Source organism: Pseudomonas sp. BIGb0381 (genome assembly GCF_024809815.1).
Taxonomy (GTDB): Bacteria; Pseudomonadota; Gammaproteobacteria; order Pseudomonadales; family Pseudomonadaceae; genus Aquipseudomonas.
This window is the reverse complement of the sequence record NZ_JANUEN010000003.1, coordinates 369,174-394,860: the sequence shown is the minus strand read 5'-3', so window position 1 is coordinate 394,860 and position 25,687 is coordinate 369,174. Positions and strand designations below refer to the sequence as shown.

Here is a 25,687-nt window from a genome sequence, read left to right as displayed (position 1 = left end):
TGGTCGTCGGAAATGGTCGCTCCTCGGTGGGAGCGCACGAAACTGACAGATTGGATGGTCAATTGAACTGGCCGGTCACATTTAAGCATTCCCAGGCCAATTCGCCTAAGGCAACAGATCCTCAAGACGTCCGTGCAAGCGTTGCGGCAGGTTCTCCTGGATCTCGATCAAGGCCCGCGCAATCGCACTCTGGAAGCCTTCGACGCCTGCGGAACCGTGGCTTTTCACCACAATGCCCTGCAACCCGAGAAAGCTCGCGCCATTATGCCGCGCTGGCGCCAGATCGGCCTGTAGGCGACGCATCAACGGCAGCGCCAATGCCCCCACCAGGCGCGACGCCAGGCTTTGCTTGAACAACGCTTCGATGCGCGTGGCGATCATGGTCGCCAGGCCTTCGCTGGATTTAAGCAGGATATTGCCGACAAACCCATCACACACCACCACATCCGCTTCGCCACGGTACAAACCATCACCCTCGACAAAGCCGATGTAGTTCAGACCTCGCGCACCTTGCAACAAGGTCGCGGCAAGCTTGACCTGCTGGTTGCCCTTGATGTCTTCGGTACCGATATTCAGCAAGGCCACGCGCGGACGAGCCACGCCCAGCGCTTCGGCGGCCACAGAGCCCATCACGGCGAACTGGAACAGGTGCTCGGCACTGCAATCCACATTCGCGCCCAGGTCGAGCAACTGGCAATAGCCTTTCTGCGTCGGAATCGCCGCCACCATCGCCGGCCGGTCAATTCCCGGCAGCGTCTTGAGCACATGCCGCGACAACGCCATCAGTGCACCGGTGTTGCCGGCGCTGACACAGGCTTGCACCTTGCCATCACGCAGCAGCTCCAAGGCCACACGCATCGAAGAGTCAGGCTTGCCGCGCAGGGCCGTCGCCGGCTTTTCATCCATGGTGATGGTTTCGCTGGCGGGCGTAACAGTCAGGCGCGCGCGATCCACCGCCGGATGGCTGGCAATCAGTTCTTCAAGGAGAGAGGGTTGACCGACGAGGGTCAGGTGCAGCGAGGGCGTAGCAGACAGGCTGGCAATGCAGGCCTGAACAATGCTGCGGGGACCGAAGTCCCCGCCCATTGCGTCAATCGCGATGACTTGAGCAGACAAGTGATTACTCGTCAGCGCCCTTGTCGATCACTTTACGGCCACGGTATACGCCTTCTGGCGATACGTGGTGACGCAGGTGAATTTCACCGGTGGTTTTTTCTACAGACAGAGTGCTTGCCGTCAGGGCGTCGTGCGAACGACGCATGTCACGGGCAGAGCGGGATTTTTTGTTCTGCTGAACAGCCATAATTGATTAACTCCTAAACGTTTGGGTCACGCTTTAACTGCGCCAATACACTGAACGGGTTGGACCGCGTTACCTCGTCCTCGCTCGGTTCGGACTCGTCATCGAGACCCGCCGGCTGCTGGCATTCTTCCGGATGATGAGCAGGCACAATGGGCAAGGCGAGCAGAAGCTCCTCCTCGATCAGTGCATGCAGATCCAAAGGATCTTCGCCCAGTTCCAGCACGTCATAACCTTTCGGCAACGACTGGGTATTCGCACCCTCCTTTACCACAGCATAACTGCACTCGCTGTGAATCGGCAGGGTGACCAGCTCAAGACAACGCTGGCAAACCATTTTGACCTCGGTGTCGATAAAGCTGTGAATTACCACAGATTTACGTTCATCTCGTTCAAAAACGAATTTGGCCTGCACCGTACCGACAGTGTCGGAAAGCGGGTCGCAGAGTCTCTCCAAATCGGCCAGCAGCAACTCACCTTGAAGGGAAGTGCCACGATCAGCCAATTTGCGCGGGTCAACGTGAGGTGGAATCGGGTCATTCAACATAGGCGCAGCATTATAGGGATGCACCCAGCCATGTCAAAGGAAATTCAGCCCTGTGCGTCGGCCGGTCGCCCCGCTAGAATCGGCGGCTGCCTTGAGGAGACGTATATGCTGCCTTTATTACTCGCTTCCAGCTCGGTTTATCGCCGGGAATTGCTCAGTCGCCTGCACCTGCCATTCATCTGCAGCTCGCCGGATATCGACGAAAGCCACGCTGCAAATGAGTCCGCCATCGAGCTGGTCAAGCGCTTGGCCGAAGCAAAGGCCCGCGCCCTCGCCGCCAGCCACCCAGGACACCTGATCATCGGCTCAGACCAGGTCGCCGCGCTGGAAGGCCGTATCATCGGCAAGCCCCACACGTTCGAAAATGCGCGCGAGCAGTTATTGGCCGCCAGTGGCAAGCGTGTCAGCTTCCTCACCGGCCTGGCCCTGCTGAACAGCGAGACCGGGCACTGCCAGGTGGACTGCGTGCCTTTCACTGTTCACATGCGCGAGCTGGATGCAGCGCGCATCGAGCGCTACCTGCGTATAGAGCAGCCGTATGACTGCGCGGGCAGCTTCAAGGCGGAAGGGCTGGGCGTGAGCCTCTTCCAGAGCACCGAAGGGCCGGACGCGACCAGCCTCGTCGGCTTACCGCTGATTCGCTTGGTGGACATGCTACTCAGCGAAGGCGTGCAAATCCCTTAAGAACACCGCTAAACCAAATGTGGGAGGGGGCAAGTCGAATCGTCTCACCGCCCCTCCCACATTTTGATCTACGACAGACTTGAGATATTAGCGCAGCGTCGGGCCCTGGAAGCCCATATACAGCGCCAGCTTCTCAGCCACGCTGGCACCGAGCTTCTTGGAGAAACGATCAAACGGCGACTCTTCAACGGTGAAGTCCACCAGTTCTTTCTCGCCAATCACATCCCGCGCCACCAGGCTGGCACTGCCCAAGCCATCGATCAGCCCCAGCGGCAATGCTTGCTCGCCCGACCACACCAACCCGGAGAACAACTCCGGATGCTCTTTATCCTTCAGGCGATCCCCACGCCCCTGCTTCACGCTGGCGATGAACTGGCGATGGGTAGTATCGAGCACCCCCTGCCAAAACTGGGTTTCATCGGCCTTTTGCGGCTGGAACGGATCAAGGAATGACTTGTGCTCGCCCGAGGTGTAGGTGCGGCGTTCAACACCCAGCTTCTCCATAGCGCCAACAAACCCGTAACCGGCCGCGGTCACACCAATGGAGCCCACCAGGCTGGCCTTGTCGGCGTAGATCTGGTCAGCGGCACTGGCAATGTAATACGCGCCCGAGGCCCCCAGGTCGGAAATCACCGCGTACAGCTTGATATCCGGGTGCAGGCCACGCAGGCGGCGAATCTCGTCATACACATAACCCGATTGCACCGGACTGCCGCCTGGGCTGTTGATGCGCAGGATCACGCCCTTGACCTTGGGGTCTTCAAACGCAGCACGCAGGCTGCTGACGATATTGTCGGCGCTGGCAGGCTCCTTGTCGGCAATCACCCCACGCACTTCGATCAATGCGGTGTAGTTGGCGCCACGGGTCGCACTCTTTTCCATGTCCATGAGCGGGCTGAACAGCGCCAGCATGAGCAACAGGTAAGTGAAGGTCAGCAACTTGAAGAAAATCCCCCAGCGCCGCGCACGACGCTGCTCCTGGACGCCAGCCAGGAGCGTCTTCTCCAGCAGTTTCCAGCTCTTGTCGTCACCGCTTTCAGCCTTTTCAGGCGCTTTCCACTCGTCACTCATGCCATCAACCCCAGCAAAGACTTATTGAGCCCGACTGAGCCAGGCCTGCAATTCAGAAAAATGATCAATCGTGACCCTAGGCTCGTATTGCTGCAACGCCTCAGCGGACTGGGCACCGTAGCTGACGGCCACGCTGTCCATACCGGCGTTGCGCGCCATCATCAGGTCGAAAGAGGCATCGCCCACCATCAGTGCCTGTCGCGGCGAAACGCCGCAATGGGCAAGGATCTGCTCCAGCATCAGAGGGTGAGGTTTGCTGGCGGTTTCATCCGCGGCGCGGGTGATGTCAAAATAATCTTCAAAATCGTGCGCCTTGAGCACCCGGTCCAGCCCGCGACGGGCCTTGCCAGTGGCGACGGCCAGGTGATAGCCCTGGGCGCGAAAAGCCTCCAGCGACTGCAGCACACCGTCGAACAACGGCGAAGGCGTGGCTTCCAGTGCAATGTAGTGATCCGCGTAATGGTCGCGGAACGTCACCAGCTCAGCGTCGCTGATCTGGGGATACAAGGTACGGATCGCCTCAGGCAAGCCCAGGCCGATAATGCCCTTGACCTGCAGGTCAGTGCACAACTCAAAGCCCGAGCGGGTCGAAGCCCTGTGCATCGACTCGACAATCCGACCAATGGAATTACACAGGGTACCGTCCCAATCGAAAATCAGCAGCTTATAGTCAAGGTGCGACACTCAAGCGCTCCACGGTCTTGGCCCACATCTCATCGACCGGCGCCTGCAGCTTCAGCTCGCCGCCGTCAGGCAGCGGCACGGTGAGCATGTAGGCGTGCAGGAACAGGCGCTTGCCGCCCAGGTCGCGGATTTCCTTGGAGAAACCTTCATCACCGTACTTGGTATCGCCAGCAATGCAGTGGCCCGCATGCAGGGTGTGCACGCGAATCTGGTGGGTACGCCCCGTCACCGGCTTGGCCTCGACCAGGGTGGCGAAGTCGCCGAAGCGACGCAGTACCTTGAACAGGGTGAGGGCTTCTTTGCCCTCCTCGTCCACTTCGACCATGCGCTCGCCGGAGCGCAGGTTGCTCTTCTGCAGCGGCGCACGGACGCTCTTGATAGAGCTGGCCCAGTTGCCGCGCACCAGCGCCATATAGCGCTTATCCACGCCATCGCCGCGCAGGGCGGTGTGCAGGTGGCGCAACATGCTGCGTTTCTTGGCGATCATCAACAGGCCGGAGGTGTCGCGGTCCAGGCGGTGGACCAGCTCCAGCTCCTTGCAATCCGGGCGCAACTGACGGAAGGCTTCGATCACGCCGAAATTCAGGCCGCTGCCACCGTGAACCGCAATACCGCAAGGCTTGTTGATCACGATCAGCTTGTTGTCTTCGAAGACAATCGACGCCTCAAGGCGCTGCAACAGGCCCTGGGCCAGGGGCACAGGTTCGTCGCGCTCAGGCACGCGCACCGGCGGCACACGGACAATATCGCCCGCCTGCAACTTGTACTCAGGCTTGATGCGCCCCTTGTTCACGCGCACTTCGCCTTTGCGCAAGATGCGGTAGATCAAGGTCTTGGGCACACCCTTGAGCCTGGCCAGGAGAAAATTATCGATGCGTTGGCCGGCATATTCCGGCGAGACCTCAAGCAGCTGGACGCTGGGGGTCTGGGGGGCGGTAGTCGTCATGGCGGCGATGATAACAATTTTTTATGGAATTGAAGCACTTAATCATTGCTGCTATAGTCGCGAACGCCGCCAAAAGCGGCCTGGACAGAGGACTAGCGGCAAACTGCCGGCCCTGACCATCGCAATTCATCAGGACGCGAGGCCGTCCTACGGGGCGTTCGCCACCCTGGAAGGCTTGAGATTGTAACAAGCGCAGGTGACATGAGGCCTGAAGCGAGTGCAGAAAGCAGAGTGAATACTCGCGTTCTGCGCCGATATTTACGGCCAGTTCACAAAGTGCAGTCAGTCTTGAGCCGGACCACGGCGAATGCTTCGGAAACAACGCCTGTTAAGAGCTGAGTGAGAGCGCAGTCGCCCACACTCAGTCTTGTTTAGCCATGAGCGTGGACTCCCCATTGGAGAACACGGTAAATGCCAACCCGCTGCGGATTCTGCGCGCGGCAGCACCCGAATTATCAGGGATACGTGTAGGGTGGAGATGCACAACCGTCGGACCGTGTAGCACTAGGCTTATATTTAGACGCTTCATCTCGTCCACAGTCGCCGGTTGATTCCTCCTCCTGACCTTAGCTTTTGTTGAAGTGGTGCCTTTGTCACCACCGCTAACAAGCAGGACGCGTCCGTCGCGATACCGGCCCAATTGGCCGATTTTGCTGGACACTGGAGTGGCCAACCACTCTTGACGCACCTGACACCGACCGTGAGAAGTCGTGTGTGCCGAACGCCGTTTCCGGCAGCCCGGAAACCGACGGTACAACATGAAAAGAATGCTGATTAACGCAACTCAACCCGAAGAGTTGCGTGTTGCACTGGTAGATGGCCAACGCCTCTACGACCTGGACATTGAGTCCGGTGCACGCGAGCAAAAGAAGGCCAACATCTATAAAGGCCGTATTACTCGCATCGAACCAAGCCTTGAGGCTGCCTTTGTCGATTTCGGCTCCGAGCGCCACGGCTTCCTGCCCCTCAAAGAAATCTCCCGCGAGTACTTCAAGAAAGCCCCCGAAGGCCGCGTGAACATCAAGGACGTCCTGAGCGAAGGCCAGGAAGTCATCGTTCAGGTCGAAAAAGAAGAACGTGGCAACAAGGGCGCCGCCCTGACCACCTTCATCAGCCTGGCCGGCCGTTACCTCGTGCTGATGCCGAACAACCCACGTGCCGGCGGCATCTCCCGTCGCATCGAAGGCGAAGAGCGCAACGAACTGCGTGAAGCGCTGAACGGCCTGATCGCACCGGCCGACATGGGCCTGATCGTGCGTACTGCCGGCCTGGGCCGCAGCAGCGAAGAAATGCAGTGGGACCTCGATTACCTGCTGCAACTGTGGACCGCCATCAAAGAAGCCTCCCTGGATCGTTCCGCGCCGTTCCTGATCTACCAGGAAAGCAACGTGATCATCCGCGCCATCCGCGATTACCTGCGCCAGGACATCGGCGAAGTACTGATCGACAGCGTTGAAGCCCAGGACGAAGCCCTGACCTTCATCCGCCAGGTGATGCCGCAGTACGCCAGCAAGATCAAGCTGTACGAAGACAGCGTGCCGCTGTTCAACCGTTTCCAGATCGAAAGCCAGATCGAAACCGCTTTCCAGCGCGTCGTCGAACTGCCTTCCGGCGGCTCCATCGTGATCGACCCGACCGAAGCCCTGGTGTCCATCGACATCAACTCGGCGCGTGCCACGAAGGGTAGCGACATCGAAGAAACCGCCCTGCAGACCAACCTGGAGGCGGCTGAAGAAATCGCCCGCCAGCTGCGCCTGCGTGACATCGGCGGCCTGATCGTGATCGACTTCATCGACATGACCCCCGCCAAGAACCAGCGCGCCGTGGAAGAGAAAGTCCGCGAATGCCTGGAAGCCGACCGTGCCCGCGTACAGGTCGGGCGCATCTCACGCTTCGGCCTGCTGGAAATGTCCCGTCAGCGCCTGCGTCCATCCCTGGGCGAGAGCAGCGGCATCGTCTGCCCGCGTTGCAACGGCACCGGCATCATCCGTGACGTTGAATCGCTGTCCCTGGCGATCCTGCGCCTGATCGAAGAAGAAGCCCTGAAAGACCGCACCGCCGAAGTCCGCGCACAAGTGCCGATCCCGGTTGCCGCTTTCCTGCTCAACGAAAAACGTAACTCGATCACCAAGATCGAACTGCGCACCCGTGCCCGTATCGTGATCCTGCCGAACGATCACCTCGAGACCCCGCACTTCGAAGTGCAGCGCCTGCGTGATGACAGCCCGGAAGCCCACAGCGGCCAGACCAGCTACGAAATCGCTGCTGCCGCTGCCGAAGTGGAAGAAGTCCAGCCAGCCGCCGCGACCCGCACCCTGGTGCGCCAGGAAGCTGCCGTGAAGACCGCGCCGGCACGTGCCAACGCACCGGTTCCGGTTGAAACCGCCGCACCGGTTGCCGCACCGGCCGCCCTGCCTGAGCCAAGCCTGTTCAAGGGCCTGGTGAAGTCGCTGGTCAGCCTGTTCGCCACCAAGGAAGAGCCTGCGGCACCGGTTGTGGTTGAAAAACCTGCAACCGAACGCCCGGCGCGTAACGAAGAACGTCGTAACGGTCGCCAGCAGAGCCGTAACCGCAACGGTCGCCGTGACGAAGAGCGCAAGCCGCGTGAAGAACGTGCGCCTCGCGAAGAGCGCGCACCACGTGAAGAGCGTGCACCTCGCGAAGCGCGTGAAGAAACCCCGGCCGTGGCCCGTGAAGAACGTGCACCGCGTGAAGAGCGCGCACCACGTACCCCACGCGCTCCGCGTGAAGATCGCAAGCCGCGTGGCGAGCGTGAAGAACGTGTGCGTGAACTGCGCGAGCCACTGGATGCCGCCCCTGCCGTTGCAGGTGCTGCAGCCACTGCCGCTGAAGAGCGTCCGGCTCGCCAGCCGCGCGAAGAGCGTGCGCCACGTGAAGAGCGCCAGCCGCGCCCACCGCGTGAAGAGCGTCAACCACGTGCCGAGCAAGCCGCTGCAGCCAGCGAAGAAGAAGTACTGACCGGCGAAGAGCAACTGCAGGAAGACGGCCAGGACAACGCCGAAGGCGATCGTCCACGCCGCCGCTCCCGTGGCCAGCGTCGTCGCAGCAACCGTCGTGAGCGTCAGCGTGATGCCAATGGCAATGTGATCGAAGGCTCGGAAGAGGCCGGCGAGAACGCAGAAGGCGCAACCAACGAACCGACCGCTGCCGAACTGGCTGCCGGCCTGGCCGTTACCGCAGCGGTTGCCAGCTCTGTGATCAGCGCACCTGCTGAAGCCCAGGCTAACGAACAGGCTGAACGAGCGACTGCCGCTGTCGAAGAAACCACTGCCGTTGAAACGCCAGTTGCCGAGACCCCAGTGGTTGAAGCACCAGTCGTTGAAGCAACTACCCCTATCGAAGCCCCAGTGGTTCCGGAAGTGGAAGTGGCACCGACCCACGACGCCCAGCCAGAAACCGAAGCGTTTGCGGTAGAACCCGCTCCGGTTGTTGAGCCTCAGCCAGTGGTTGAAGCCGCTGCTGAAGCGCCGGCTGTCGAAGAAGCTGCCCCGGCAGTGCGTGAAGTTCGCGAAGAACAGACCGCCTTCCAGTGGACTGCCGAACCTGCCTCCCCGGTTGAAGCACCAGCGCCTGCCCCCGTGGTAGAAGAAGCGCCTGCGCCGGTTGCCGAAGCAGTGGTTGCCGAGCCTGCGCCAGCTGTCGAGGCTGCACCAGTGGTTGTTGAAGCACCGGTGGTAGCCGAAGTCGAAGCACCAGTGGTAGAAGCCGCACCGGCCAGCGCCCTGACCGAAAACGGCCGTGCGCCGAACGACCCACGTGAAGTGCGTCGTCGTCGCAAGGAAGCTGAGGCAGCTGCCGCCGCTGCTGCTGCTGCCACCCCAGCCGTAGTCGAAGCTGTCGAGGCGCCAGCCCCGGTTGCTGAAACCGTGGTTGAGCATGCTGCTGCTGAAGAAGTGGTAGAGCACAAAGCCCTGGAAGAAGAAAACGAGCCTAAACCCCTCGCCTGATTCCATCAGCCACTAAAAGCCCCGCCTGAGTGATCAGGCGGGGCTTTTTTATGCCGATAACAGCGAAGATCAAATTTAGTCCGCGCTAAAACTCAACCGTTTCGGCAGATCTACATCCCACAGAACCCCCGCATCCTCCACCTGCACTTCCCGAACCCTGGCACGTGCGAACAATGGCTTGCCTCCACGATCACCGGTCAGCGCCATCAAGTCCGGACCCAAAGCGCGACCAAAGGCCACCGGATGCCCATATTCACCCGCCTGCACCGGCACGCTGATGCCATCCTCCTCCAGCACTTCAATCACTCGTTCAATGCTCGATGATTGGATAAACGGCATATCCCCCAAGACCACCAGCCAGCCATCCGCCGACGCACTGGCCGCGACGGCTGCGGCGATGCTTTCACCCATGCCGGCTGACTGCAGCAGCAAGACCTGGCAGCCGTACGCTTCGGCCAACCGAATGACCTCCGTGCGATCCGGCGAGGTCACCAGCCAGCGCGCCACCAGGCTATCCGGCAAATTCACCAATACCTGCTCGATCACCGGACGCATCACGCCATCACGGCCCACGCAATCGGCCAGCAACTTATCCTGGTCAGCCCCCGCCTCGGCTCGGAACCGGCTGCCCTGCCCCGCCGCCAAAACAATCGCCGTCAGCATTACTCAGCAACCACCGGGAGGGGCTTTTTCTGCATCGGCGCCACGCCGTTCTTGATAGCGACAATTTCCGCCATCAACGACAAGGCGATCTCCGCCGGCGTATGGCTACCGATATGCAGGCCAATCGGCCCATGTAAACGCGCAATCGCGTCCGTCGACAAACCCAACGCAGCCAGGTTCTCACGACGCTTCTGGCTATTGACCCGCGAACCCAGCGCGCCGATGTAGAAGGCACTGGAGTTCAGCGCCGTCAGCAACGCCATATCGTCAAGGCGCGGGTCATGAGTCAGGCAGACAATGGCCGTGCGCTCGTCGGTTTGGATATTCAGCACCGCCTCATCAGGCATACCCGGCACGAAGCGGCCGTGCTGCTCTTCCCAGCCGTAGACAAACTCGCTACGCGGATCGCATATCAGTACTTCGAAATCCAGCAGGCGCGCCATTTCCGCCACGTAGCGCGACAGTTGCCCGGCACCGATCAACAGCAGGCGCCAGCGCGGGCCATAGATAGCCCGCAGGCGTTCGCCATCGAAGGTGACCACATCGGTCTTGTTCGCACTGCTCAGGCTCACGCGGCCCGTCGCAAGGTCCAGTTCGCGCGCGACAATTTCATGGGCCTCACAGCGTGCGAGCAACTCCGTTACCCATGCCCAATCGTCCACACGCTCTTCGGTGAGGCGCAGCGTACCGCCACACGGCAAGCCAAAACGCGCCGCCTCATCGCGCGTCACACCGTAGGTCACCAACTGCACCGGTGGCCCGTCATGGGCCAGACGGCCATCCTGCAAACGGGCGATCAAGTCGTCCTCGATACAACCGCCGGATACCGACCCAATAACCACGCCGTCCCCACGCAAAGCCAACATGGCGCCCGGGGGACGCGGCGCGCTGCCCCACGTCTGCACAACGCTATACAACACCACTTGCTGCCCGGCGCGGCGCCATTCGAGCACGCTGCGCAGGACATTTAAATCAACGCTGTCCATAACTTCTCCTGCCAGTCTGCGTTTGGAACGTGCCGCGTGGCGCGAATTTCATCGAGTCATTGACTGTAAGTCAAAATATTCCAAAAAAGTAATCCCACACAAACGCAAACGCCCCGAACCAGTCGGGGCGTTTGCGAATAGCTGTCAGCGTGGGTTCACGCCATCAGCGGCTTACTTGATCACCGGTGCAGGGCCTTCGGCCACGCCCAGGTCATCTTCTTCACGGGTGTCGGAGATACCGCGACCACCGGAAGCCAACTCGCTTTGCAGTTGGTCGGTGTCCAGTTCCTTGACCCACTTGGCCACAACGAGGGTGGCAACGGCGTTACCTACCAGGTTGGTCAGCGCACGGGCTTCGGACATGAAGCGGTCGATACCCAGGATCAGCGCCAGGCCGGCAACCGGCAGGTGGCCGACAGCCGACAGGGTGGCAGCCAGCACGATGAAGCCGCTACCAGTCACGCCAGCAGCGCCTTTGGAAGACAGCAGCAGCACCAGCAGCAGGGTGATCTGGTGGGTGATGTCCATGTGGGTGTCAGTCGCCTGAGCGATGAACACGGCAGCCATGGTCAGGTAGATCGAGGTACCGTCGAGGTTGAAGGAGTAGCCGGTCGGGATCACCAGGCCTACTACGGATTTCTTTGCACCCAGACGCTCCATCTTGATCAGCATGCGTGGCAGTGCGGACTCGGAGGAAGAAGTACCCAGTACGATCAACAGCTCTTCACGGATGTAGCGGATCAGTTTGATCACGCTGAAACCGTGAGCGCGGCAGATACCGCCCAGCACCACCAGCACGAACAGCAGGCAAGTGATGTAGAAGCAGATCATCAGCTGGCCCAACTGCACCAGGGAACCTACGCCGTAGGCACCGATGGTGAACGCCATGGCGCCCAGGGCACCGATTGGCGCGAGCTTCATGATCATGTTGATGATGTTGAACATCACGTGGGCGAAGCGATCGATGAAGTCCAGCACCGGCTTGCCGTAGGCACCCAGGCGATGCAGGGCGAAACCGAAGATCACCGAGAACATCAGCACTTGCAGGATGTCGCCGTTGGCGAAGGCGCCGACGATGGTGTTAGGAATCACATTAAGGATAAAGCCAACGATGCTCTGGTCTTTACCGGCAGTGACGTAGGCCGCGACTTTGGAAGCGTCCAGGGTCGCTACGTCGATGTGCATACCGGCGCCCGGTTGCACAACGTTCACCACAATCAGGCCGATCAGCAGTGCGATGGTGGAAACGATTTCGAAGTACAGCAGCGCATAGCCGCCGGTTTTGCCGACCGATTTCATGCTTTGCATGCCGGCGATGCCGCTGACAACGGTGCAGAAGATGATCGGGGCAATGACCATTTTGATCAGCTTGATGAAGCCGTCACCCAGTGGCTTGAGCGCCACACCGGTCTGCGGGTAGAAATGACCGAGCAAAATACCGATAACGATTGCAACGATCACCTGGAAATACAGGGATTTGTAGATTGGCTGACGAGTCGTCATTGCAAAATTCCTCAATCGTCCCGTGTGGCAAATATCCGCCATTGCCCACGACACTTGAATTGCGAACCCTCCTGCACTGGAGGGATTTGTTGTTTGCGAAGCCTGTAGGACCAGGCCTGCGCTGTAATCCTTATCGCAAACGCCGTGCCACTTTGCTGAAAATCCCTGAGGGCCTTAAGACATCAGGGCTGCGGATTTTAAAGCCCCCACTAAAGTGCCGAATCAGCTGGCGGATTTCCGCCGCACCGCCCAATCCCGTCCTACAATTTGGCGGATATCCGCCTTGTCGCCCTGCCAGGGGATGACTACCATCCGCCATTCCATGGACGAGGGCCCCGCATGCGTGAACGTACCATCGCCAGTCATTACGCCCGGGCAGCCCTCGGCGGTGCGCGTCGAGCCGGTTACGACTATTCGGGCCTGTTGCAACAGCTGGGTATCACCCCGGAACTGTTGACCGAACCCCGCGCCCGCATTGCACCCGAGCAATTTACCCGGCTGCTGCAAATGCTCTGGCTGGCACTGGACGATGAATACCTGGGGTTCGCCGACGGGCCGAGCAAACGCGGCACCTTCGCCATGATGTGCCATGCGCTGATCCACTGCCGCACCCTGGAGAAGGCTCTGGAGCGCGGCTTGTTATTTTACAGCCTATTCCCACAAGGCCCGCGCTGGCATCTGACACGGGAAGGCGAAATGGCCCGTTTGATCCTGGATGATTCTCAACTGTGGGACCCGGATCACTTCCTCAGCGAATGCCTGCTGGTGATCTGGCACCGCCTGGGCAGTTGGCTGATCGGCCAGCGCATTCGTTTGCAACAGGCCACGTTCAGCTACCCGATGCCGACCCACGCCGCTGAATATGACCTGCTATTTCCCTGCGCCCAGGTGTTCGGTGCCCCGCACAGCAGCCTGGTGTTTCCCGCCCGCTACCTGAGCCTGCCGCTGTTGCAGGACGAGCGCACCCTCAAGCATTTCCTTGAGCGCTCCCCCGCCGACCTGCTGTCACGCCCGGATGAAGGAGACAGCTTGAGCAGCCAGTTACGCCGGTTGTTAAGCCGCGACCGCACGCCTTGGCCAGACCTGGAAGCCGTCGCTCGGCACTTGCACGTCAGCCCGCAAACCCTGCGTCGACATTTGCGCGAAGAAGGCACCAGCTTTCAGGCGCTCAAGGATGAATTGCGGCGGGACATCGCCATCTACCACCTGGGGCGGGCGGATCTGTCCTTGCAGGAGATCGCCGAGCAGCTGGGGTTCTCCGAACCGTCGGCGTTTCATCGGGCGTTCAAGAAGTGGACGGGGCTGACACCGGGAGACTATCGGGCGCAGGAGAGTTAGCGCTGCGTCGTTTGTGAGGGCCTCATCGGGGGGCGAGCCCCCTCCCACCTTTGACTGTGTTTACAAAGTCTGATGCGTGAATAAATTCAAACTGTGGGAGGGGGCTTGCCCCCGATAGGGCCAGCCCAGCCACCAAAGATCACACAGACGGAAAGTGAATCTTGAACGCCGCGCCACCCAGCGGTGAATCCCCCAGCGTCAGTCGCGCGCCGTAGCTTTCTATGATGTCCTTGACCACCGCCAACCCGATCCCCTGCCCCGGATGCTGACGGTCCAAGCGCTCGCCCCGTTGCAGAATCCGGGCACGCTGGTCCGGCGGCACTCCGGGGCCGTCGTCCTCGATGCACAACTCGATGCCTTCAGGATTTTCCACCAGGCTGATGCGCACTTCACTCAGGCACAGCCGATAGGCGTTTTCCAGCAGGTTGCCGAGCAATTCAAGCAGAGCGCCCTTCTCGATCGGGACATCGCATTCGCCCGGCAATTCAAAGGCCACCGTGACGGCCTTGTCGCGGTAGACCTTGCCCAGGGTATCGCAGAGGCTTTGCAACACCGGCTCCAGGCGCACCTGATGGCGCACCAGGCCGCTTTTGCGCAGGCTCGCACGCTGCAACTGGTAGCTGATCTGCTGGCTCATGCGCTCGATCTGGGATTGCAGCACCCAGGCCTGGTCACGGTCTTCCGGGCGTTGCGCCATGTCTTCGCTGACGCTTTGCAACACGGCGAGCGGCGTTTTCAGGCTGTGGGCCAGGTCATCGAGGGAATCTCGGTAACGCGTTCGCTGCTCGCGCTCGCTGTGCAGCAGGCGGTTAAGGGAGCCCGTGAGACGCAGCAATTCGCGAGGGTGTTGTTCGGAGAGGCTTTCGCGGGTACCGCCTTCGATCTGGTCAAGCTCCTGGCTCAACCGCCGCAGGGCTTGCAGGCCCCAGGTCAGGCCCAACCACAGCAAGGTCAGCAGTACCAGAAGTGCCGCGCCGAAGCCCAGGTAAAGGTTTTCGCGCAGGCCTTCGAGGGTCAATTGGTATTCGCGCACCGGTTGCAGGGCCACGATACTGAACGCCGCACTCTTGCCGCCAAGCAACTTGACCTCGACGTCGTAGACGAAGAACTCCTGACCGTCGGCCTCGCGAATCCGCGCAAACTCGTTGCCGCGCCCGTCATAGCGCGGCTTATAGTTGATGTTTTCGTCCCGGGTTGCCCGCGAACGCCACACCAGGTGGCCTTCGCGGTCATAGATATAGCCGAGCAACCGGCTATCAGTGAGGTTGAAGCGTTCATCCGGCAACTGCGCCGGCATCTGCAGGCGATTGTTTTCCACCCGCGCGGCGGAGATCAGTGTGGTGACGTCCGACGCCAGGCGCTGCTCGATGGAATCCTGCAATGCCAGGCTGAACGCGCCCTGCATGGCGGGCAACAGGCCCAGCATAAACAGCACGGCCAGGGTGGCGGCCGCCAGCATCAAGCGCACACGTAGCGAGCGAATCAACGGCAGCGCTCATTGAACAGGTAGCCCAGGCCGCGCACGGTGTCGATCGGCTTGAACCCCGCAGGGCCTTCCAGCTTGCGGCGCAGGCGGCCGACCAGCACTTCAATCACATTCGGATCGCGCTCATCGTCGTCGGGGTAGAGCTGCTCCATCAGACGGTCCTTGGCGACGACCTGCTGGTGATGGCGCATCAGGTATTCGAGGATGCGATATTCATAGGCGGTCAATGCCAGGGGCTGTTCATCGAGGGACGCTTGCTTGCGATTGAGGTCCAGCAGCAAGGGCCCGGCGACGATGGTCGACTGGGTAAACCCGCTGGAGCGGCGCAGCAAGGCGTTCATCCGCGCCTCCAGCTCTTCGAACTGGAACGGCTTGACCACGTAGTCGTCGGCACCGGCGGCCAGGCCTTCGACCTTGTCCTGCCAGTTGCCGCGCGCGGTGAGGATCAGGATCGGAAAGGTCTTGGCCTGGCTGCGCAGTTGGCGGATCAGGTCCAGGCCGCCCATGCCAGGCAGGCCCAGGTCGATGATCGCCAGGTCATGGTTGAATTGACCGGTCTGGTACAGGGCCTCTTCGGCATTGGCCACGGCTTCGACCACGTGGCCGCTGTCGGTCAGGCGGGTAAATAGGTGATGACGCAGCAGCGCCTCATCTTCCACCACCAGCAATTTCATAAGGCTCTCCAAAGCAAATCAACTGTCCGACAGAGGGATATCATAGCGGCCCTGCAGGTCTTGCGGGCGCAGTTTAATGCCGTTGAACTGGCCGGTCAGGTGTTCATAGCCGGCGCGATAGCTCGGCTGCGGGGTGGCCTGGCCCAGAGACTGGCCCCAGGGCGCGGGCTGACTGCCGACGTCTTCGATACTGACACGCTGCATAACGATGCTGGATTTCTTGGTTTTCTCACGGCCGAATGCAGCAAAGGCACCCTCGGAGGCCTGAACCCCAGCGGTAGCACTGAGCATGGTTAACGCCAACATCAGCTTTTTGATCGCAGTCATGGTGTTACCTCATTACGCGTTTGGCTGTGAGGCCAGACTACGCAGGCGCCCCTGAACTCCCCCTGAACAGGCTCTGAACCTCACCTGAACCACGGCGGGCTATCCTCTTGTGCATCAACTCGGCAAAATACCGCCCCATGACGCCCGTACCCGCTTGCTGCACCCCACTCGACGCCCATTGGCCGCTGCCCGACCCCTTGCCGGGCACGGTGTTTCTCAGCACTCGGTTCGACCCCGCATTGCTGGCACCCGGCGACTTCCAGCACTGCGCCGTGCCGCCACCGGCAAGCATCCAGCGCTCGGTGGCCAAGCGTCAGGCCGAGTTTCTCGCCGGTCGCCTGTGTGCGCGCGCGGCCCTGCAACAGCTCGATCACATTAACTGCATCCCGGCGATCGGCGAAGACCGCGCACCGGTGTGGCCCGCCCATATCAGTGGCTCCATTACCCACAGCACCGGGCATGCTGCCGCGATTGTCGGGCACAAGGCGCAATGGCGCGGGCTGGGGATGGACCTGGAGAATGTACTGAGCCTGGAACGGGCAGAGCGACTGGCCGCGGAGATTCTGACTGCGCAAGAACTGCAGCGTATGGCTGACCTGCCGCGAGAGCAGATCGCCTTGCTGGTGACGCTGACGTTTTCGGTCAAGGAGAGTTTGTTCAAGGCGCTCTACCCGATCGTGCAGAAGCGCTTCTATTTTGAGCATGCCGAGGTGCTGGAGTGGTCGGAGGCCGGGCATGTGCGCTTGCGCTTGCTCACCGACCTGTCCAGCGAGTGGTGCCACGGCAAGGCCCTTACCGCACAGTTTGCGCTGAATGAGGGGCAGTTGTTGAGCCTGGTTGCCATCAGCGCTTGATACACCGCCATCAGAGTTTATCTTGATCCCGGGGCCAACTCAGGCTGAAGCACGCTCCGCCCAGGTTGTTGCTCTTGCTGATCAACGCCCGTCCGCCGTGCCAATAAATGATGCGCCGCACAATCGACAACCCCAGCCCGTGCCCGCCCGAGGCACGTGTGCGGCTGTCGTCCAGGCGCAGGAACGGGGTGAAAATACGCTCCCAGGCACTTTCCGGTACACCGGGTCCGTCGTCCTCCACATCAATGCGACAGCGCACCTGGCCCACCTGATAACTGATCAGCACCTGGCCCTGAGCGTGGCGCATGGCGTTGCTCACCAGGTTTTGCAGGGCGCGGTGCAAGTAGCGCGGCTCGGCATCGACCCAAGCGTCGTCCCAATGTGCCGACGACAGGCAAATACCCCTGGCCACGTTCACCTGCGGACGCAGTGGCGATAATTCGCCTATCACCTGGTCAAGCAGCGCATCGAGATCAACCCGTTGGAAAATCAACGCCGGCGCACCCTGCTCAAGCCTTGCGTAAGTGAGCATTTCATCCACCAGCCCATCGAGATCCTGGATATCACTGTCCATGCCTTCCAGGTACTTTCTCCGCGCTTCAGGCGTGGCAGCGTCGCCGATCATCTCCAGGCCGAAGCGCAGGCGTGCCACCGGCGTGCGCAGTTCATGGGACACCGCGCGCACCAGTTCGCGCTGGATTGCCAGCAGTTGCTGCAGGTGCTCGGCCATGCCATTAAAGGCCGCCGCCAGGCGCCCCACCGAGTCGGCCCCCCGGGCTGGCACACGCACCTCGAGATTGCCTTTGGCGATGCGCGTGGCGGCGGCTTCCAGGCCTCGAAGCCTGCGTTCAAGCTGACGCACCAATAAATAGACAATCAGGCCGATCAGGGTCAGGCCGATCAAGGCGATCAGGACCAGCCATTGCGCCGGGTACGGACTCATCTGATACAGCGGGCCGAGCTCCAGCACCCAGGGTGTTCCGACCATACCGGCAAACACGCGGATCGAATCGCCGCCCTTGCCCAGGGCCATGACCGTATCGCCCTCCGATACGCGGCGGCGTTGGTCGTCGTCCATATCAGCCTGATCGAGGGTCATCAGGTGCATTTCGAAACCAAAGCCCTTGGCTTCCTTTATATCCGCCAGCCGTTGCGGCTGCTCGGCCACGGGGAATCGCACCAATTCGTCGGCCAGCAGGTAAATGGTCGCGCGGGCCAGTTGCTCGCTGATCTGCTGCACCTCTCCCGTAAGCACCCACTGTTCCTTATCGCTGACAAGGCGCAGCACCCGAGCGGCGTGGGGGCCAGTCTGCTCCACCAGCACCTGGCCGCGTTGCAGGCGCGTGCGCTGGCTGAGGTCCAACTGGGCATCGGTGAGGCTGCGCAATGCCAGGGGGATGCCGAGCAAACGCTCCCACACCGCCAGGGCGCGCTGGCGCTCGATGGCGCTCATGGGCTGCAGGTTATCGCCCATCAAGGCAAAGGTGCCGTGGGCCAGGCGCTCGCGGTATTGGCCACTGCGCACCTCGTTGAGCAGGTGCAGGGCCAGCACGCCGAGCAGCGCCACCAGAATCAGCGCCGCGCACATGCCGCCATAGATACGCAGGAAGATCGAGTTCACAACGGCATATCGGCAGCGGCTTCAGGGACGAACAAGTAGCCTTTGCTGCGGATGGTCTTGATCAACCGTGGGTGGATCGGGTCATCGCCGATTTTCGGGCGAATCCGTGAGATGCGCACATCAATGGAGCGGTCCTGGCCGTCGTAGCCGATGCCGCGCAGGGCGATAAAGATTTCTTCGCGGGACAGGATCCGCCCGGCATTCGCCACCAGCAGCCACAGCAGGTCGAACTCGGCACTGGTCAACTCGATACCTTCACCCTGCAGCCAGGCTTCGCGCAGGGCGCTGTCCACCACCAGCGGGCCGAATTGCAGGCGCCGCTGGCTTTCCACGCTGGCGGGTTCCGCCGCCTCACTGCGGCGTAACAGGGCCTGGATACGCGCGAGCAAAAGGCGCGGGCGCACCGGTTTGCACACGTAGTCGTCGGCACCCATGTCCAGGCCGAGCACCTGGTCCATGTCGTCGGTGCGGGCGGTGAGCATCAGGATCACGCCGTCGTAGCGTTCGCGCACTTTGCGGCAAATGCTCAGGCCGTCTTCGCCGGGCAGCATCAGATCGAGGATCACCAGGTCCGGTTGCTCGGCGACGATCCGCGCCGCGGCGAGGGCGCCATCACCTTCCACGCAGACCCGCAGGCCGTTGCTCTCCAGGTAATCGCGGGTCAACTCGGCGAGTCGCTCGTCGTCCTCGACGATCAGGATTTGCCAGGCTTCTTGCTCCACGGGTGAACCTCGTTGTTATAAAGGGATGCGTTGGCCGAGCAGGCCACACCTTATTTGTAATGTTTTGAGGGCATAACAAAGGCCGATTGTAGCCATGGTCAAGCCCACTCGCACAAGCCGGGAAATCCATTCGGTGATCGCGCTTTTCTGTGATAGGGTTCGCGCCCTCAAAAATCCAACCGGCTGTTTTCAACTTGGAATATTCAGTGACAAACGGCCGAATCCAGCAGTGCTGCGGCCTACACGGGTGTTCCACGTTTCATACACATTTTACCCACAACGTTATCCACAGGCAGTACGTTGCTAAGCCCCCCAAAACGCATTATCTTGTAGCTCGGCGCTAAAAAAACCCTACATGTAGGGTTTTCAGCGAAAAGACCCAACACAAATCAGACAAGAAACTCAAGCCCTTTCTTGCTCCTGTTTGGTCTAATCCAAGCATTTTTTGAAAGCCCAAACCGCTCAAGCGGATGGCAGCCGTTTTCCAGCTCCAACAGCGGAAAACGGTACGGGTGTTGCAGTGCTTGAACCTGGCAACTGTCACCCACCAGGAATACGGCCAAGGGCGTTTGAGCCCCGAACCGAAGACTTCGGCATGGAAGCGGCGCGATCAGCTCCCTTCCTCCTGTCCCGAAGTTGTTATGCCAGGCCCAGGCCTGCTGTAAGTGCTTCAGGACGGAACGGTGGGCACCGTGATGGTGCCCAAATAAATATAGAAATGTGGAGACAACCCCCCATGCAAACCGACACAACTCGCGAGAACCCGCAAGGCTCCGTGCCGCAGGCCGCTGATTCGAATATGGATCTGTCCGCCACTGCACCTGGCCAATTGCGCGTGATCAAGCGTAACGGCACTGTCGTTCCTTACACCGATGACAAAATCACCGTCGCTATCACCAAAGCGTTTCTTGCAGTTGAAGGCGGCACCGCTGCTGCCTCGTCGCGCATCCACGACACCGTTGCCCGCCTGACCGAACAGGTCACCGCGACCTTCAAGCGTCGCATGCCGTCGGGCGGCACCATCCACATCGAAGAAATCCAGGACCAGGTCGAACTGGCCCTGATGCGTGCCGGCGAGCAGAAAGTGGCCCGCGACTACGTGATCTACCGCGATTCGCGCGCCAAGGAACGTGCCGTCCGCACCCCGGCCGAAGAAGCCGCCGTGCAAGCGCACCCCTCGATCCGCATCACCCTGGCCGACGGCAGCTTTGCCCCGTTGGACCTGGGCCGCCTGAACACCATCATCACCGAGGCCTGCGAAGGCCTGGAAGAAGTCGACGGTGACCTGATCCAGCGCGAAACCCTGAAGAACCTGTACGACGGCGTGGCCCTGACCGACGTCAACACCGCCCTGGTGATGACCGCCCGTACCCTGGTTGAACGCGAGCCGAACTACTCGTTCGTGACCGCGCGCCTGCTGATGGACACCCTGCGTGCCGAAGGTCTGGGCTTCCTGGGCGTGGCCGACAGCGCCACCCACCACGAAATGGCCGACCTGTACGCCAAGGCGCTGCCTGCCTATATCGCTAAGGGTATCGAATTCGAATTGCTGAACCCGGTCCTGGCCACCTTCGACCTGGAAAAACTCGGCAAGGCGATCAACCACGAGCGCGATCAGCAGTTCACCTACCTGGGCCTGCAAACCCTGTACGACCGTTACTTCATCCACAAGGACGGTATCCGCTTCGAACTGCCGCAAGTGTTCTTCATGCGTGTGGCCATGGGCCTGGCGATCGAAGAGAAGCACAAAGAAGACCGCGCAATCGAGTTCTACAACCTGCTGTCGTCCTTCGACTACATGTCGTCCACACCGACCCTGTTCAACGCCGGCACCCTGCGTCCACAGCTGTCGAGCTGCTACCTGACCACCGTGCCGGATGACCTGTCGGGCATCTACCACGCGATCCACGACAACGCCATGTTGTCCAAATTCGCCGGTGGCCTGGGCAACGACTGGACACCAGTGCGTGCACTGGGTTCGTACATCAAGGGCACCAACGGCAAGTCCCAGGGCGTTGTACCGTTCCTGAAAGTCGTGAACGACACCGCCGTAGCGGTCAACCAGGGCGGCAAGCGCAAAGGCGCAGTGTGTGCCTACCTGGAAACCTGGCACATGGACATTGAAGAGTTCATCGAGCTGCGCAAGAACACCGGTGATGACCGTCGTCGTACCCACGACATGAACACCGCCAACTGGATCCCTGACCTGTTCATGAAGCGCGTCTTCGATGACGGCAAGTGGACCCTGTTCTCGCCATCCGAAGTGCCGGACCTGCACGACCTGACCGGCAAGGCCTTCGAAGAGCGCTACGAGTACTACGAAGCCCTCACCGAGTACCCTGGCAAGGTCAAGCTGTTCAAGACCATCCAGGCCAAAGACCTGTGGCGCAAGATGCTGTCCATGCTGTTCGAAACCGGCCACCCATGGCTGACCTTCAAGGACCCATGCAACCTGCGCAGCCCGCAGCAGCACGTGGGCGTGGTCCACAGCTCGAACCTGTGCACCGAGATCACCTTGAACACCAACAAGGACGAGATCGCCGTTTGCAACCTGGGCTCGATCAACCTGCCGAACCACATCGTCAACGGCAAGCTGGACACCGCCAAGCTGGAGCGCACCGTCAACACCGCCGTACGCATGCTCGATAACGTTATCGACATCAACTACTACTCGGTGCCACAGGCGCAGAACTCCAACTTCAAGCACCGTCCGGTCGGCCTCGGCATCATGGGCTTCCAGGACGCGTTGTACCTGCAGCACATTCCTTACGGTTCGGATGCGGCGGTCGAGTTCGCCGACAAGTCCATGGAAGCGGTCAGCTACTACGCGATCCAGGCTTCCTGCGACCTGGCCGACGAGCGCGGCGCCTACGAGACGTTCCAGGGTTCGCTGTGGTCCAAGGGCATCCTGCCGCTGGATTCGCAACAGATCCTGATCGAGCAGCGTGGCCAGAAGTACATCGACGTTGACCTGAACGAATCCCTGGACTGGGCACCGGTACGTGCCCGTGTGCAGAAAGGCATTCGTAACTCCAACATCATGGCCATCGCACCAACCGCGACCATCGCCAACATCACTGGCGTATCGCAGTCGATCGAACCGACCTACCAGAACCTGTATGTGAAATCGAACCTGTCGGGCGAATTCACCGTGATCAACCCGTACCTGGTCCGCGACCTGAAAGCCCGCGGCCTGTGGGACTCGGTCATGATCAACGACCTGAAGTACTACGACGGTTCCGTGCAGCAGATCGAGCGCATCCCGCAGGAACTCAAAGAGCTCTACGCGACAGCGTTCGAAGTGGACACCAAGTGGATCGTCGACGCCGCCAGCCGACGCCAGAAGTGGATCGACCAGGCTCAGTCGCTGAACCTGTACATCGCCGGCGCATCGGGCAAGAAGCTCGACGTGACCTACCGCATGGCCTGGTACCGTGGCCTGAAAACCACTTACTACCTCCGTGCCCTGGCCGCGACCAGCACCGAGAAATCGACCATCAACACCGGTAAGCTGAACGCTGTTTCCAGCGGCAACCATGGTGATGATTCGGTGCTCGCCGCACCGGCCGGCCCGGCCCCCGTGCCAAAGGCCTGCGCGATCGACGAGCCGGATTGCGAAGCTTGCCAGTAAGCTGAGGCACTTTCAGGTTTAACTATCTGAAACAGCCAGCCCCCTGTAAGTCCAGGACTTCAACCAGGCTTACAGAGGGCTTTTTTTTGCAAAAAATCTCTCTTCTTACTTACGCATATCCCCGCTTAAAGCCCCAGGCAATCAAATTGGGATCAGTGCGTGTATCGCGGAATCTCGTACCCCATCGATCCTCACTACGGCCCATTACCGCCACCGAATGTGTCGAGTTGTCCAAGGTACCGGGCCTGCCACTGGCCAATTCAGAAGGACTGACTCTCTCAACAAGATTTTTATAGCCCAACCGATCAAAAGTCTCCTTAGCCCACTCCCCATCATTGATGCTGTCAATGGCTTCGCTGAAACTTCTCCCGGAAACCCCATCGTTACGCTGGTTCATTGCCTGAACGTTGTTCACGGCCAACATAAGATTCATAAACCCAAGCAACTTGGGATCCTGTCCCCATAGTTGAGCCTTTGCTGCTGACTCACGGTACTGCGCTTGTGTAACCCGGACATGCTTGCCGTCTTTGAGGGTTACATCATAATTGCCCGCCGAATCGCGCTTGATATCTTTAAACACACCCGCCGGCCCATACTGCGCAATCATCGCCTTACAGGCCGAGATAGCTCCGCAATTGCCTGCTTGCCCCTGATAAGCACCGGAAAAAAGATCTTTCGGCATTTCACCAGGTTTGTAGCTACCCGGCTCGAAATTGGTTTGATGAGTTCCCGCCGTGACCGGCAAGTTACCCATCCTCTCTCCTAACGCTAAGCCCCCACGGTCTACCCCCCCGCCCTTGTAGCGACCGCTACCACCACCGCCACCACCTGAACCACCGACACCTCCCCCGCGGCCTGCCTGCGATTCAGCATCACTAGATACGTCATCTGGAAACAGCTCAGGAAACAGTGCCTTCATAAACTCAAGCCAACTGTTAGGCGCGTCTTTCTTTAGCTGCTCAATAATCTCCTTGAACTTGTCCTCCCCCAACTTCTTGCGCAAATCATTCAGCTTGTCACGCAAGTCTTGAACAGTTTGGTTCTTGGAGGTTTTCTGAGCCTCCTCCAGTTCCTTGAGTAGTGTTAAAACGGCGTCCTTATCTTTAGTTATGCTGTCTTGGGTTTCCTCGGTGCGCGGTGCACCCGTTCCACCATGCCAATACACCTGATCCCTGTTGCCCGATATCAATCCGCCCCACATAGCCGTCGCCCTTTACAGACCTATGGCCCAATGGGTGGAGCAAAAGGTGTAGGCAGTTCCATCAAAACGTGTGACTTCTTGAGCAGGCAGCCCTTCCAAAAAATCAATGCAAAAAAAACCCCTCGGCCGAGGGGTTCTTTCTTTTTGGGGGTCAGACCAACAGCATCAGGTCATCTGAATGATGGTCTGCATGATGGTGCTCTGGGTGGAGATGGTCTTGGCGTTCGCCTGGTAGTTGCTCTGGGCCTTGATCAGGTCCACCAGCTCGTTGGTCAGATTGACGTTGGAGTTCTCCAGGGAGTTGGCCACGATCGAACCCAGGGTACCGGATTGCGGGGTATCGTAACCTGGCTGGCCCGAGGCGAAGGTCTCTCTCCAGGTGGTGCCGCCGGCTGGCTGCAGGCCCTGCTCGTTGTTGAAGCTGGCCAGGGAGATCTGGCCGATGGCCTTGCTCTGCTGGTTGCTGAACGTGGCGAACATTACGCCATTGCCATCGATTTTCAGGCCGGTGATCTGGCCGGTGGCGTAGCCATCGGTGATCGGAGGGTTACGGTAGCTGGCCGAGTTGTGCTGGGTGATGTTGGCCATGTTGATGGCGATTCCCGCTGGGTTCGCCGTCGCACCGTTTGCCGTCCAAACACCATCGGTCACTGTACCGGGGACCCAGCCGGTAATGGTCAGGGTGTTATTGGCCACACCGCCCGTCGTGACACTGGTGAGCGTGCCCGAACCGTCAAAGGCCAGCGTCGACGGTACCGGTGGGGTGGCCGGGGTGCCGCCCGTCGGCGGCGAACCGTCTGGGTTACGGCCATCAATCAGGGTGTAGGCGTTCCACTTGTTGCCGTCTGTTTTCACCAGGTATTGCACCATCGGGTGTGCGTTGCCTTGGGCATCGTACAAGGTGGTGCTGTACTGGGTGGTGAAGGTACTGGTGTCCGTCGGGTCGAATGGCTTGAGCGTCTGGTTGATCACCGGTTCCGAGGAGTTCAGGTTACTGGTGGAGTCCACCTTGGTAGACGCCTTCGGCGGCAGGTTCGACAGGTTCAATTGCAGGTCGGTCAGACCGCCCTTGATGATTTTGCCCTCATCGTCCGCCGCGTAGCCTTGCAAGCGCGAGGTACCGGTATTGTTGGTGATATAGCCGTCTTTATCGGCACGGAAAGCACCGCTGCGGGTGTACTCCAGCGAGCCGTCGCTACCTTTCTGCACGAAGAAGCCGCCGCCCTGGATCGCCATGTCCAGGATGCCGCCACTGCCGTTGACGTCGCCCTGGGTGAACTGTTGGGACACCGCTGCCAGGTTCACACCGTTGCCGATGCTGTTCTGGCCGGTGCCCAGTTTGGACGCGGCGTAGATATCCGCGAATTCCGCACGGGACGACTTGAAGCCAGTGGTCGCGACGTTGGCGATGTTGTTGCCGGTCACGTCCAGTTGTTTGTTGGCCGCATAGAGGCCGCTAAGGCCGATGTTAAAAGACATGT

21 protein-coding genes are annotated in these 25,687 nt (G+C 60.3%); 5 read left to right on the top strand and 16 right to left on the bottom strand.

The window, feature by feature from the left end; genetic code table 11:
- Nucleotides 1-105 precede the first annotated feature (105 nt).
- Genes plsX through M2397_RS11865 form a run of 3 tightly spaced genes read right to left on the bottom strand, consistent with a single transcriptional unit; the run spans nt 106 to nt 1,847 of the window.
- Entirely contained in the window at nt 106-1,116 is a 1,011-nt protein-coding gene (plsX, locus tag M2397_RS11875) for a phosphate acyltransferase PlsX (protein ID WP_131697761.1), read from the bottom strand.
- 4 nt (nt 1,117-1,120) lie between these two features.
- The gene (rpmF, locus tag M2397_RS11870; protein WP_008152339.1) at nt 1,121-1,303 is read right to left on the bottom strand and encodes a 50S ribosomal protein L32; all 183 of its coding nucleotides are present in this window, start codon (nt 1,301-1,303) and stop codon (nt 1,121-1,123) included.
- A gap of 13 nt (nt 1,304-1,316) precedes the next feature.
- On the bottom strand, nt 1,317-1,847 hold the full coding sequence (locus M2397_RS11865) for a YceD family protein (protein ID WP_027607804.1): 531 nt from the start codon (nt 1,845-1,847) through the stop codon (nt 1,317-1,319).
- A gap of 105 nt (nt 1,848-1,952) precedes the next feature.
- On the opposite strand from M2397_RS11865, the gene M2397_RS11860 reads away from it, so the two are divergent.
- Nucleotides 1,953-2,531, top strand: coding sequence for a nucleoside triphosphate pyrophosphatase (locus M2397_RS11860; RefSeq protein WP_131697762.1), 579 nt, complete (start codon nt 1,953-1,955; stop codon nt 2,529-2,531).
- 87 nt (nt 2,532-2,618) lie between these two features.
- Here M2397_RS11860 and M2397_RS11855 read toward each other — a convergent pair whose 3' ends face one another.
- From M2397_RS11855 to rluC, 3 genes are read right to left on the bottom strand one after another with little or no spacing between them, the layout of a single operon-like run.
- Entirely contained in the window at nt 2,619-3,602 is a 984-nt protein-coding gene (locus M2397_RS11855) for a S49 family peptidase (RefSeq protein WP_145338701.1), read from the bottom strand.
- Between the two features lie 21 nt (nt 3,603-3,623).
- Nucleotides 3,624-4,286: an HAD-IA family hydrolase gene (locus tag M2397_RS11850; protein WP_259243207.1), complete on the bottom strand. Its 663-nt coding sequence runs from the start codon at nt 4,284-4,286 to the stop codon at nt 3,624-3,626.
- Nucleotides 4,273-5,232 (bottom strand): 23S rRNA pseudouridine(955/2504/2580) synthase RluC, encoded by a 960-nt coding sequence (gene rluC, locus M2397_RS11845; protein ID WP_131697765.1) that lies wholly within the window; start codon nt 5,230-5,232, stop codon nt 4,273-4,275. Before rluC ends, M2397_RS11850 begins: the two co-directional genes overlap by 14 nt.
- 767 nt (nt 5,233-5,999) lie before the next feature.
- Here rluC and rne point away from each other — a divergent pair.
- Complete coding sequence (gene rne / locus M2397_RS11840; RefSeq protein ID WP_259243204.1) at nt 6,000-9,200, top strand: ribonuclease E; 3,201 nt, start codon at nt 6,000-6,002, stop codon at nt 9,198-9,200.
- A 75-nt stretch (nt 9,201-9,275) separates the two neighbouring features.
- Here the strand turns inward: rne and M2397_RS11835 are convergent, their stop codons facing one another.
- The 3 genes from M2397_RS11835 to M2397_RS11825 form a co-directional block, all read right to left on the bottom strand.
- A complete protein-coding gene (locus M2397_RS11835) occupies nt 9,276-9,863 on the bottom strand; it encodes an NTP transferase domain-containing protein (RefSeq protein WP_145338704.1) in 588 nt (195 codons plus the stop codon).
- Entirely contained in the window at nt 9,863-10,849 is a 987-nt protein-coding gene (locus M2397_RS11830; RefSeq protein ID WP_131697768.1) for an XdhC family protein, read from the bottom strand. The genes M2397_RS11835 and M2397_RS11830 overlap by 1 nt, the downstream gene beginning before the upstream one ends.
- 171 nt (nt 10,850-11,020) lie before the next feature.
- A complete protein-coding gene (locus tag M2397_RS11825; protein WP_131697769.1) occupies nt 11,021-12,352 on the bottom strand; it encodes a dicarboxylate/amino acid:cation symporter in 1,332 nt (443 codons plus the stop codon).
- Between the two features lie 339 nt (nt 12,353-12,691).
- Here M2397_RS11825 and M2397_RS11820 point away from each other — a divergent pair, with 339 nt between their 5' ends.
- Entirely contained in the window at nt 12,692-13,690 is a 999-nt protein-coding gene (locus tag M2397_RS11820) for an AraC family transcriptional regulator (protein WP_184743738.1), read from the top strand.
- Nucleotides 13,691-13,829: 139 nt separating this feature from the next.
- Here the strand turns inward: M2397_RS11820 and M2397_RS11815 are convergent, their stop codons facing one another.
- The 3 genes from M2397_RS11815 to M2397_RS11805 are packed head-to-tail and all read right to left on the bottom strand — an operon-like array spanning nt 13,830 to nt 16,177.
- Nucleotides 13,830-15,176, bottom strand: coding sequence for an ATP-binding protein (locus M2397_RS11815; RefSeq protein ID WP_259243199.1), 1,347 nt, complete (start codon nt 15,174-15,176; stop codon nt 13,830-13,832).
- Nucleotides 15,173-15,850: a response regulator gene (locus M2397_RS11810; RefSeq protein ID WP_017138377.1), complete on the bottom strand. Its 678-nt coding sequence runs from the start codon at nt 15,848-15,850 to the stop codon at nt 15,173-15,175. Before M2397_RS11810 ends, M2397_RS11815 begins: the two co-directional genes overlap by 4 nt.
- Before the next feature lie 18 nt (nt 15,851-15,868).
- Complete coding sequence (locus M2397_RS11805; protein WP_131697772.1) at nt 15,869-16,177, bottom strand: hypothetical protein; 309 nt, start codon at nt 16,175-16,177, stop codon at nt 15,869-15,871.
- Between the two features lie 137 nt (nt 16,178-16,314).
- Here M2397_RS11805 and M2397_RS11800 point away from each other — a divergent pair, with 137 nt between their 5' ends.
- Entirely contained in the window at nt 16,315-17,031 is a 717-nt protein-coding gene (locus M2397_RS11800) for a 4'-phosphopantetheinyl transferase (protein ID WP_259243197.1), read from the top strand.
- 10 nt (nt 17,032-17,041) lie between these two features.
- Here M2397_RS11800 and M2397_RS11795 read toward each other — a convergent pair whose 3' ends face one another.
- Both M2397_RS11795 and M2397_RS11790 read right to left on the bottom strand, forming a co-directional pair.
- A complete protein-coding gene (locus M2397_RS11795; protein WP_131697774.1) occupies nt 17,042-18,652 on the bottom strand; it encodes an ATP-binding protein in 1,611 nt (536 codons plus the stop codon).
- Nucleotides 18,649-19,374, bottom strand: coding sequence for a response regulator (locus M2397_RS11790; protein ID WP_131697775.1), 726 nt, complete (start codon nt 19,372-19,374; stop codon nt 18,649-18,651). Before M2397_RS11790 ends, M2397_RS11795 begins: the two co-directional genes overlap by 4 nt.
- A gap of 736 nt (nt 19,375-20,110) precedes the next feature.
- On the opposite strand from M2397_RS11790, the gene M2397_RS11785 reads away from it, so the two are divergent.
- The gene (locus tag M2397_RS11785) at nt 20,111-23,005 is read left to right on the top strand and encodes a ribonucleoside-diphosphate reductase subunit alpha (RefSeq protein ID WP_131697776.1); all 2,895 of its coding nucleotides are present in this window, start codon (nt 20,111-20,113) and stop codon (nt 23,003-23,005) included.
- A gap of 109 nt (nt 23,006-23,114) precedes the next feature.
- Here the strand turns inward: M2397_RS11785 and M2397_RS11780 are convergent, their stop codons facing one another.
- Nucleotides 23,115-24,206, bottom strand: coding sequence for a hypothetical protein (locus M2397_RS11780; RefSeq protein ID WP_259243195.1), 1,092 nt, complete (start codon nt 24,204-24,206; stop codon nt 23,115-23,117).
- 165 nt (nt 24,207-24,371) lie between these two features.
- Nucleotides 24,372-25,685, bottom strand: coding sequence for a flagellar hook protein FlgE (gene flgE / locus M2397_RS11775; protein WP_131697778.1), 1,314 nt, complete (start codon nt 25,683-25,685; stop codon nt 24,372-24,374).
- Nucleotides 25,686-25,687 lie beyond the last annotated feature (2 nt).